Here is a 10,582-nt window from a genome sequence, read left to right on the forward strand (position 1 = left end):
TGGAAAGTGCGGGTGCCATGATCGCATCTTGCGTTGGGGTTCTAGGATCAGGACTGCCGCGACACGATGCCCGCGCGTAGCGCATCGAAGGGTTCCCGGAACGAAACTCACCACATCATCGTTCTTCAGTCTGTCCACTTGTGCACACAGGACATGGACGGAACTCGCTAAGCTGGAGGAAGGACAGGAGTTCACGATGGATGCGCGCATCGGCAAAGTCACCGAGGTCGAGAGCCGGCCGGCCAACAATCTGCTGCGGCGTTTGAGCCAGGCCGACTACACCCTCCTTGCGCCGCACGTGACTTTCGAAGACTCCGCCGCGGGCCAATTGCTCTACAATCCCGGCGACGACGTGCAGGTCGTCCACTTCCCCTGCGGGCCGTCGCTCGCGACATTCCTCGTCCCCAATGAGGACGGTCGCGACGTCGAAACCATTCTGGTTGGCCGCGAAGGCGCGGTGGGCGGCATCGTCAGCGAGGGATTCCTGCCGGCCTATACCCGGATCTGCGTGAAGTTCGGCGGGCCGTTTGCGCGCATTCACGTTGCCAAGCTGGAAGCGGCCAAGCTGCGCTCGGCGTCGCTGCGCAACATCTTCGCCCGCTATGCCGATTGCTTGCTGGCCCAGATCTTCCAGTCGACCGCCTGCAACGCGATCCATTCGATAGAACAGCGCACCGCCAAATGGATCCTGGCGGCGATGGAGCGGACCGGCGACGAGACCAGTGTGCCGCTGACCCACGAACAACTCGCGACGCTGCTCGGGGTCGGGCGCAGCTATGCCAGCCGCGTGCTTCAGTCGTTCAAGGCGGAACGGATTCTCGACACACGGCGCGGTTCGATCTTGGTTCGCAGCCGCGATGGCCTGAGGCTTCGCGCCTGCCTGTGCAACGATGCCGTGAAGATGCATTTCGAGGAGGTGCTGCGCGGCGTCTATCCGACCGAAGAACGTGAGGCAGGGTAGCGGCTCTTGCTTCCTTCCTTCTCCCCTTGCTGGAGAAGAGGCGCGCGCAGTGCGCGCGTCGGATGAGGGATTCTGTCCGCGAGCTCGCCTTGGCGCGAGAGACCCCTCACCCCAATAAGCTTGTGGCCAGTGCTGCCCGGCCTCTGCGCCCTGCTGTTCGGCGGGGCCTCGGTGATCGAGGGGGGGAAGATCGATTCCGACATCGCACCGCTGGTCTTCCTGGTGCTGGTCGTCGGCATTGGAGGCGCCGTCCTGATCTGGGCGCGATCAAGCGGCGAAGGCCCCCGCCCATCCCGGAACCCAGCCCTAAGCCCCGGGAATCCCCGGACAAAATTCAGTCAACCAACCAGCAAAGAACACATTGTTTTTTGGCGGTTTTTGCATATATTGCGCCGCAAACGCGTAGGGTGCCCGGTCGAGCTGACCGGGCTTCCTTTTTGGGCGAAGCAGGCCCCGTTTTCCACGTTTCCAGCGTTGTCCGTGAAGAGGTCCCGGTCTGACCGGCGAGATCGCGCTTAACCCATTGTTCGACCGCAAAGAAGCTCACACATGAACCTTCGCAACGTCGCCATCATCGCCCACGTCGACCACGGCAAGACGACCCTGGTTGACCGCCTCCTCCAGCAATCCGGCACGTTCCGCGAGAACCAGAAGGTGACTGAGCGCGCCATGGACTCCAACGACCTGGAGCGCGAGCGCGGCATCACCATCCTGGCCAAGGCGGCCTCGGTGCAGTGGAAGGACACCCGGGTCAACATCGTCGACACTCCCGGCCACGCCGATTTCGGCGGCGAGGTCGAGCGCATCCTGAACATGGTGGACGGCGCGCTGGTGCTGGTGGACGCCGCCGAAGGCCCGCTGCCGCAGACCAAGTTCGTGGTCTCCAAGGCGCTCAAGGTCGGCCTCAAGCCGATCGTCGTCATCAACAAGGTCGACCGCCCCGACGCGCGCCCGACCGAGGTCATCAACGAGGTGTTCGACCTGTTCGCGGCGCTCGACGCCAGCGAGGAGCAGCTCGACTTCCCGATCCTCTACGGGTCGGCCAAGCAGGGCTGGATGGCCGAGAGCCCCGAGGGTCCGAAGGACAAGGGCATGGAGCCGCTGTTCGACCTGATCCTGCGCCACGTCGCGCCGCCGAAGGTCGAGGAAGGACCGTTCAGGATGATCGGCACCATCCTGGAGGCCAACCCCTATCTCGGCCGCATCATCACCGGCCGCATCTCGTCGGGCGTGCTCAAGCCGAACCAGCAGGTCAAGGTGCTGAACGCCGACGGCAAGCTGGTCGAGTCCGGCCGCATCACCAAGATCCTGGCGTTCCGCGGTCTCGAGCGCACCCCGCTCGATGAAGCCGAGGCCGGCGACATCGTTGCGATTGCGGGCCTGACCAAGGGCACCGTCGCCGACACCTTCTGCGATCCGAGTGTGGAAGTGCCGCTGCCGGCGCAGCCGATCGATCCGCCGACCGTGTCGATGTCGTTCATCGTCAATAACTCCCCGCTCGCCGGCACTGAAGGCGACAAGGTGACGAGCCGCATGATCCGCGACCGTTTGCTGCGCGAGGCCGAAGGCAACGTCGCCCTGCGCGTCGTCGAAGCCGCCGACAAGGATGCAATGGAAGTCTCGGGCCGCGGCGAATTGCAGCTCGCGATCCTGATCGAGACCATGCGTCGCGAGGGCTTCGAGCTCTCGGTGTCGCGTCCGCGCGTCGTCTACCAGAAGGACGAAGCGACCGGCGCCACCATGGAGCCGATCGAGGAGGTCGTGATCGACGTCGACGAGGAGCATTCCGGCGTCGTCGTGCAGAAGATGAGCGAGCGCAAGTCCGAGCTGGTCGAAATGAAGCCGTCCGGCGGCAATCGCCAGCGCCTGGTGTTCTACGCGCCGACCCGCGGCCTGATCGGCTACCAGGGCGAACTGCTCACCGACACCCGCGGCACCGCGATCATGAACCGCCTGTTCCACGGCTACGCTCCGTACAAGGGCGAGATCCAGGGCCGCCGCAACGGCGTCTTGATCTCCAACGACCAGGGTGAAGCGGTGGCCTACGCCATGTTCAAGCTGGAAGACCGTGGCCCGATGATGATCGAGCCGGGCTGGAAGGTCTATCGCGGCATGATCGTCGGCGAGCACACCCGCGACAACGATCTCGAGATCAACGTGCTCAAGGGCAAGCAGCTCACCAACATCCGCACCACCTCGAAGGACGAGGCCGTGCGCCTGACCCCGCCGATCCGCATGACACTGGAAAAGGCACTGGCCTATATCGAGGACGACGAGCTCGTCGAGGTCACCCCGAAGTCGATCCGCCTGCGCAAGAAGCACCTCGACCCGAACGAGCGCAAGCGCGCGGAAAAGGCCAAGGAAGCGGTGGCGTAGGAGTTACCCTCCGGCTTCCCCCGGCGCGTCCTCGCCACGACCGACGAGGTCGATGGTCGGCGTCCCGTCGGAGAGATTGACCGCGTCGCGCAGAACCGCAAGATGCGGCGCCTTCCAAGTGTCGGGCTTCCGGTCGACATTCCAATAGGCGGTGTGGGTGAAGAAGTCCGCACCGCCGGCCAATTTCGTCGAGACCGGCAGGTCGACGATGTGCCGGCCGAAGATCGGGGCTAACGGCCCGCCGATCGCGTCGCCCCAGAAGATCTGTTCGATCGGAAAGTAGATATTGGTCCAGCGCGTCAACCCGAACAGCGCGCCATGGTGGATCTGCCGTATCTTCTTCCTCGGATTGTCGAAGGCCAGCAAGCCATCCTGCTGGAGCCGCTTCGGCGGACAAGTCGGAAACTCGCGCTCCTCGACCCGACGCCTGAAATCTGCGCGCAACCTCTCGTGTCCATTCTTCTCGGCGGCATCGGGCTCCTTTGCCTCCTCGCACATCAGGAAATAAGCGTGGGACAGGGCGCTCCCGAGCGTGACGAAGTCGGTTACCAGCCAGCTCTTGAAATGCCGCTGTTCGACAGGCCGCCTGACGGTCACGTCGGCGATGTTTGCGATCAACTGCCGTGCCTTGCGGCGGAGCTCCACTTTCTCCTCATGGGTGGCCACCTTCTCGGGCTGCCACGGCGCACCATCGATGTCCAAAAACTCCTGGCCGAGCAGTGTGACCGGCGGCAACTCGTCGCAAATCCTGCTGAAATAGGCTCGCAGCATATCGTAAGCGACAACAGTGCCCAGGCTGTGGGCGACGACGACAATACGGTCGTATCGGCCGCTTTCATGCAGGCGCGCCAGCGTGTCCACGGCCTCCTTCCGGATGGCCCGGCGAACGGCGACATTCGCCGGTGAGCCGCGGAAATAGCGCGCGGCATCGCCGAGATAAGGCTGGAGGAATGCACCGTTGGCGGCGAGATAGATGCCGATCACACCAAACGCGATGGGGGCGCTCCAGGGCGAATTCAATCCCCAGGGCCATGCCTTGAGCACCGTTTCGGCTAGTGATCTGTCGTACCAATGCTGATCGGCCCAGATGAAGGCAAGGGACACGAGCAGCGAGACCGCGAGTGTGCGCCAGAACGCGCGCAATCCCTGCTCTCCCATCACAAGGTAGGTCGCCAGCAACGCATCCAGGGTCGGAAGACCAATCAGCGTCAAGATCTCGGCGCCATCGAGGACTCCGTTTCCGCCGGGGAAGGTACCCTCAAGCCACAGATAGCCGAGGCCGGCCGCAAAACCCGCAGCGCAGAAGGCAGCCAGCCACAGGATGAGACGAAGAGCCTGCCATTTGAGCGCGACGTAGAGGCCGAACACGACGCTGCATAGAAGCAGAAGGAAGGGCGCAATCAGGATGTTTTGCGCGCTGGTCTCCGAAAACAGCAACACGCCCCTGAGCGCCAGCACGGCAAACGAGAGGTTCATCAGACACAGAAAGATGGACGCGGCCCACCAAAGCGCGTTAAGCCCGGTTCTCATGACCGGCCCCTTGCGGCACAACTCGTAGAGCCAGAGCAGCACGGCGACCGCCTTGGTCTCGCTCATGAGATGAGCCCAGTAGAACTCGTGAAAATCGACCACGCGCTTGTCCGCCGATCCCGGCACTTCGCTGGTCGTCATCACCGTCAGATCGATGTCGACGCCGCTCTTCTCCGGATGCGTCCAGAGCTTGTTGCTCTTGTCGTCGGGATTGCCCTTGTTGCGCCAGACACCGCGGATGACGCCGCGCACGGTTTCCAGCGCGCGCTGGCTGCCAATACCGTGAACCACCAGAACTGCGGTTCGCTTGTGCTCTACGCCCGGGTCGATGTTCAGCATGGGGGCAATTCCTTGAAGAATGGACAGAAGAGAATACGAAATTGAATACAACCCTGGCACGAAAAACAAGTCGACTCGGACCCGATGCCACGCCGGTCTGCTTCACGAATGTCGCGTAACCGGAGACAAGGTGGCATCCGGGATCCGCGTGCGCTGCGGGAGGTATGCGTCGGCCGGCTTCAGCGCGCTCAGCGAACGTGCTAGAGCCCGTCCATGACCTCGCTCCCCTCCTCCGTGGACGTCGCGATCATCGGCGCCGGTGCCGCCGGCCTCGGCGCTGCACACGCGCTGCACGGCACCGGCCTCTCCGTGATCGTGCTGGAGGCCCGCGACCGGCTCGGCGGTCGCGCCTGGACCGTGCAGGCCTCACCTGAGGTGACGTTCGACGTCGGCTGCGGCTGGCTGCATTCGGCGGACAAGAACTCGTTCGTGCCGATCGCGCGACAACTCGATTTCGAGGTCAACAAGGACCTGCCGCCATGGCGCGAGCGCGCCTTCGGCAATGCTTTTCCGCAGGCCGAGCGTGATGACTTCATGCGCGCGATGGACGCATTCTACGAGCGTCTGTGGGAAGCGGCGCAAACGGGCAAGGACGAACCCGCGAGCTTGAGCCTCGAGGCCGGCAATCGCTGGAATCCGATGATCGACGCGATCTCGACCTATATCAACGGCTGCGAACTCGAGGACATGTCCACGCTGGACTGGGACGCCTATGAGGACACGAACCTCAACTGGCGCATCCGTCGCGGCTATGGCGCGCTTGTCGCGGCCTATGGCGCCCCCTGCCCGGTGGCGGTGAACTGCAGCGTCACACTGATCGATCATTCCGGCAAACGCATCCGCATCGAGACGTCGCGGGGCACGCTCACCGCCGACAAGGTGATCGTAACCGTCCCGACCAATCTGATCGCCGACGAGGCGATATGCTTCTCACCGCCGCTCCCCGCCAAGGTCGATGCCGCGGCCGGCCTGCCGCTCGGCGTGGACGACAAGGTAACGCTGGCGCTCGCCGACGCCGAGGCCTTTCCGAAAGAAGGAAACCTGCGCGGCGCCACCATGCGCACCGACATGGGCACCTACCACATCCGCCCGTTCGGCCAGCCCTGCATCGAAGGCTTCTTCGGCGGCAGCTTCGCCCGCGCGCTGGAAGACGCCGGCGACGGCGCCGTTGCCGCGCACAGCATCGACGAGATTGCCGGCTTCCTCGGCAACGATATCAGGCGCAAGCTGAAGCCGCTGTGCGAATCCCGCTGGGCGCGCGATCCCTTCGCGCGAGGATCCTATTCGCACGCGCTGCCGGGGCACTCGGGAGATCGCGCGGTGCTGGCCGCGCCGGTGGATGGCCGGCTGTTCTTTGCGGGGGAAGCAACGTCGCCGGAGTTCTTCACGACGGCGCATGGAGCACGGGACAGCGGAGAGCGCGCGGCAGGGGAAGTGCTGGCGGTAACGGGTAAGCCGTAGTCACGAACTCCGTCATTGCGAGCGCAGCGAAGCAATGACGGGCTAATCGATCACCCGCGCCCGCAGATCCGCATCGGGCACGAAGCAGGCGTCATATTTCCCGAAGATGCGATAGCGGTTACGCGCGATGAGGCTGTAGATCGGATCCCGCAGCGACTTCGGCACGACGAATAATGCGCGCATCCAGCTCCAACCCGGGAGCTGCGACAGTACGGTCAGTGCAGCGTCGGACTTCATGAAAACCTCGCCGCCATGGATCACCGCGTTGGTGTCGGGGTCATCCGGATCGATGCCGAACGCGCGCGCCAATCGCGCCCCATAATCCGACTGGATCGGCGTGAAGCGGAATCGCTTCGCCGTGTCGCGCGCGGCAACGAACCGCACCCAGCGCGAGCAGAAGATGCAGACGCCATCGAACAGGATCACGTCGTCGTCGGGCCATTTGGGCATCAGCTTCTCTTTTTGACGCGTTTTCTTCACGCGAACCGGAATCCACTTCGCTCAAAAACGCTATCGATTGTCCAGCATCAGGAGCGCGACCAGCATCAGCATGATCGCCGGTCCGGTCTTGACCAGAGCCCCGAGCGGCTCGACCCAGAGATCGGGCGTGAGAATTGCTGCGCCAACCATATAGCCGAGCGAAGCCACAATGCCTGCGACGAGCCCGACCGCCGCGGTGCGGCGGAAGACGATCAGCAGGCCGATGCTGATGTCCATCAGGCTGGTGCCGATGGTGATGGGATCGACCAGCGCGGGTGGGAAGTCGTGCGCGATCAAGATGCCGGCGGCGGCGCGGTAGGACACGAACAGCGCGATGAAGCCGGAGACGATCCAGAACGCGACCAGGCTCGCGAAGATCAGTGCCTTGACCAGGAACAGTCGCGCGAACCATTTGTCCTGGATGGTGGCGGGATGGCGCCCGATCCCCTCAGCCAGCGTCTTCGGCGCAATGCCCGTCGCTGCGATCCAGGCGGAGGGATCGCCTCGCACGCCGCGGCGGAGCTCGGCGATGGCGGTGGAACGCATCGGCGACCCCCAGCCGAGAGTGCTGGCGAGATCGCCGATTTTCGCGCCGAGATCGAGCATGAAGGACGGTATCGCGGCAAGCGGCCAGCCGGCCGTGCCAAGCGCATGGCGGAACTGCTTGATGACGCCGGCCATGGTGACCGGCTCACGCTGCATCAGGTCCCAAGCCACGGCTTTGACGGAGGCATCGCCGATGTCGCGCGCGGCGAGCCAGGCGATGGTGGCCGAGATATCCTCGACCGCGACGGGCTGGAACGGCGTCGCCATTTCCGTCTCCGGCAGGTCCAGCGGACACGCGGCGAGCGCCCGCAGCATCGCGCTGCCGCCATAGGCGGATGGGGCGACCACGAAGCCGGGCCGCAGGATGGCATAGGGAACGCCTGATGCCGCGATCAGCCGTTCGGCCTCGCGCTTGGTCGTCGCAAAGGCGGTCCGATCAGCATCGGCCGTGCCGGGGATCGAGATGTGCACCAGCCGGACCGCGCGGCCGCTGTCGGCGACGGCCTGGAGCAGGCGCGCGACGAAATCGCGGTGCACGGCGCCTGTGCTGCTGCCCGGACCATCCTGGAGCACGCCGAGGCAGTTCACGACGATATCGACGGAATGTTCGCCCAGGAATCGTTTCAGGGCGGCCGTATCGAGCGCGAGGATCGGCAGCTCGATGTCCAGCGCGCTCATTGTCTGCGCCGGCGCCAGGCTGCGCGCGACGCCGACGACGCGAAAACCCCGCGCGCGCAGATCATCGGTGACGAACCGGCCGATCAGGCCGGAGGCGCCGAGCACCAAAACGGTCCTTGGGTTCATCGCGTCTCTCAAAACGGTTTTGCGATCATGAGCCAGAGGATCGCCATCGTCGCACCGAAGCCCGGGAAGCCGAACGCGAACCAGCGGCGGAACAGGATGAAGTAGCGCTCCGGCAAAGCGGCGCACTTATCGGCGGCCTTGCGCGCGAGATCACGCATTTCGATCTGCATGAACACGACGGGAATCCAGAACAAGCCAGCAATGGCGTAAAGCGCGAGCGAAGCGAGCAGCCAGTGCTCCGTGATCGACGTGGCAGACAGCTTCATCAGCAGTCCGCCGCTGACCGGCTGGAGGATGACCGCTGACAGCGTGAAGATCGCATCCGCGACCACCACCACCGAGGCGGTGCGCGCGATGAACTCCGCGTCATGCGTGCGATGCGCCATCAGCATAAAGAAGGCAATGCCGGTTCCGGTGCCGAGGATGACGATGGCGCCGAGCACATGCAGATATTTGACCAGGAGATACAGCGTCATGGCTTCTTGGTCGCCACCGGCTTCGACTGGTTCAGCGCGCGTTCGAGTTCGGCGGCCGCAACTTTCACGCCAGCTTCGGTCTCGATCATCCCGTGCCCTTCGCTGCCCACCGCGGGCAATGCGCGGAAATCGACTTTGCCGCCGGCGCCGCGAAAGGCATCCGCCAATGACTTCGAGAATGCCGGGGCAAAATAGCTGTCATTGCCTGCGACGAACCATGTGACGGGAATGCGCGCCGCCCGACCGATCTCGGTCGCCGCCGCGACAAGCGCATCTGGCGCGCAGATCCGGTTCGGCTCGTCATTGACGTGGCCGCCGCGCCCCGGCGCGAACGCGATGATGCCGGAAATCGCCTTTGGATCGGCATTCGCAATCGCCAGCGCGCCCCAGCCACCGGCGGAATGGCCAATCACGATCGCAGCATCCTTGCGGATGAAATCCTGCTTTCGCAAATGGTCCAGCGCGAGCGAGATCTCTTCGGCGGTCGCGCGAGCGGAGCGCGCATAGTCCGCATCATCGCAGCCGCCCTGGTCCTCGGCATAACGGCCGCCGGTCGCACCATGGCCGAGCCGCTCCGGCACCAGCACGGCAAACCCGCGCGCGACGAGAAACGCTGCGAGCGCGCGGTATTCCGGCTGCGGCATTTGCGCACGACGCAACGCATTCTGCGTCGAGGCATGCGCGATGACCGCAAGCCGGAACGGACCGGCACCGGCGGGGCGAAACAGCAGCGCATGCGCGGCAATGCTGGTATCCGGCGAAGGCACGCGCCACGCCTGCCGGCGAAACGGCTCGCCTTCCGCGCCCGATGCACCGAACGTGACCTGCGCGCACAGAGGCGACGCGGTCAAAAGGGCCAGCAGAGGCAGGAGCGCAAGGATGTTGAAGAGCCGCATGAATGGCCAAAGGCGAGCACGGACAGCAACCGTCAGACTAGTAGGAACGAATCATTCCGGGCGGACTTTCTGCGTCGCCATCGCCGTTCATTGGTTGCTACTACGTAGTTTTGCACCGACGCGTGGCACGCGGTTGCCGTTCAGGGCTGCGCACTGTCCTCTTTCGGCACAACATGGTCATAATACTGATGCAGAAAGTCCACAGGTTAACCGATAATTAACGATAGGTCTTGCCGCCGGCGCGGCGACTTGGTTTGATCGCGTCCATGAGCACAACCCTGATCGAGGTCCGGCCGGCCAAAGCTGCAGACGCAACTGCGGTGGCGTGCACTCATGACGAAGCCTGGCGCTCGGCCTATCAGGGCATCATTCCCGGAGCCGAGTTGGAGAAGCTGATCAACCGCCGCGGTCCGCAGTGGTGGGACAGCGCGATCCGCAAAGGCAGCCGCGTCAGCGTGCTCGTGTTCGGTGACAAGATCGCCGGCTATGCTAATTACGGCCGCAACCGTGCCCGCAGCCTGCATTTCGACGGCGAGATCTACGAGCTGTACCTGCGTCCGGAATTCCAGGGGCTCGGCTTCGGCCGCCGACTGTTCGCTGCGGCCCGCCGCGATCTCATGCAGAGCGGGCTGAAGAGCATGGTGGTGTGGGCACTCTCGGACAACGACCCGGCGACCGAGTTCTACCGGGCGCTGGGCGGCCGTATGGTGGCG

Annotated in this window: 9 protein-coding genes; 4 read left to right on the top strand and 5 right to left on the bottom strand. The window is 64.3% G+C overall.

Features of this window, described 5'->3' with window-relative positions; translation table 11 throughout:
• Positions 1 to 196: 196 nt before the first annotated feature.
• Complete coding sequence (locus IC50_RS08760; RefSeq protein ID WP_035703079.1) at positions 197 to 961, top strand: Crp/Fnr family transcriptional regulator; 765 nt, start codon at positions 197 to 199, stop codon at positions 959 to 961.
• Between the two features lie 549 nt (positions 962 to 1,510).
• A complete protein-coding gene (typA, locus tag IC50_RS08765) occupies positions 1,511 to 3,337 on the top strand; it encodes a translational GTPase TypA (RefSeq protein ID WP_035703080.1) in 1,827 nt (608 codons plus the stop codon).
• Positions 3,338 to 3,340: 3 nt separating this feature from the next.
• Here typA and IC50_RS08770 read toward each other — a convergent pair whose 3' ends face one another.
• A complete protein-coding gene (locus IC50_RS08770; RefSeq protein WP_035703081.1) occupies positions 3,341 to 5,206 on the bottom strand; it encodes a hypothetical protein in 1,866 nt (621 codons plus the stop codon).
• Between the two features lie 213 nt (positions 5,207 to 5,419).
• Between IC50_RS08770 and IC50_RS08775 the strand changes: the two genes are divergently transcribed.
• On the top strand, positions 5,420 to 6,667 hold the full coding sequence (locus IC50_RS08775; protein ID WP_035703082.1) for a flavin monoamine oxidase family protein: 1,248 nt from the start codon (positions 5,420 to 5,422) through the stop codon (positions 6,665 to 6,667).
• A gap of 42 nt (positions 6,668 to 6,709) precedes the next feature.
• On the opposite strand, the gene IC50_RS08780 is transcribed toward IC50_RS08775, so the two are convergent.
• From IC50_RS08780 to IC50_RS08795, 4 genes are read right to left on the bottom strand one after another with little or no spacing between them, the layout of a single operon-like run.
• Positions 6,710 to 7,117: a thiol-disulfide oxidoreductase DCC family protein gene (locus tag IC50_RS08780; protein ID WP_035703089.1), complete on the bottom strand. Its 408-nt coding sequence runs from the start codon at positions 7,115 to 7,117 to the stop codon at positions 6,710 to 6,712.
• Positions 7,118 to 7,177: 60 nt separating this feature from the next.
• A complete protein-coding gene (locus IC50_RS08785) occupies positions 7,178 to 8,497 on the bottom strand; it encodes an SDR family oxidoreductase (RefSeq protein WP_035703083.1) in 1,320 nt (439 codons plus the stop codon).
• 8 nt (positions 8,498 to 8,505) lie between these two features.
• Complete coding sequence (locus IC50_RS08790; RefSeq protein WP_035703084.1) at positions 8,506 to 8,973, bottom strand: DUF2269 family protein; 468 nt, start codon at positions 8,971 to 8,973, stop codon at positions 8,506 to 8,508.
• Entirely contained in the window at positions 8,970 to 9,869 is a 900-nt protein-coding gene (locus IC50_RS08795; protein ID WP_035703085.1) for an alpha/beta hydrolase family protein, read from the bottom strand. Before IC50_RS08795 ends, IC50_RS08790 begins: the two co-directional genes overlap by 4 nt.
• Before the next feature lie 266 nt (positions 9,870 to 10,135).
• Here IC50_RS08795 and IC50_RS08800 point away from each other — a divergent pair.
• Positions 10,136 to 10,582 (top strand): GNAT family N-acetyltransferase (locus IC50_RS08800; protein WP_035703087.1); only part of this gene is annotated, 447 nt, incomplete at its 3' end.

It is taken from the genome of Bradyrhizobium genomosp. I (2014), assembly GCF_000261685.1.
Taxonomy (GTDB): Bacteria; Pseudomonadota; Alphaproteobacteria; order Rhizobiales; family Xanthobacteraceae; genus Bradyrhizobium.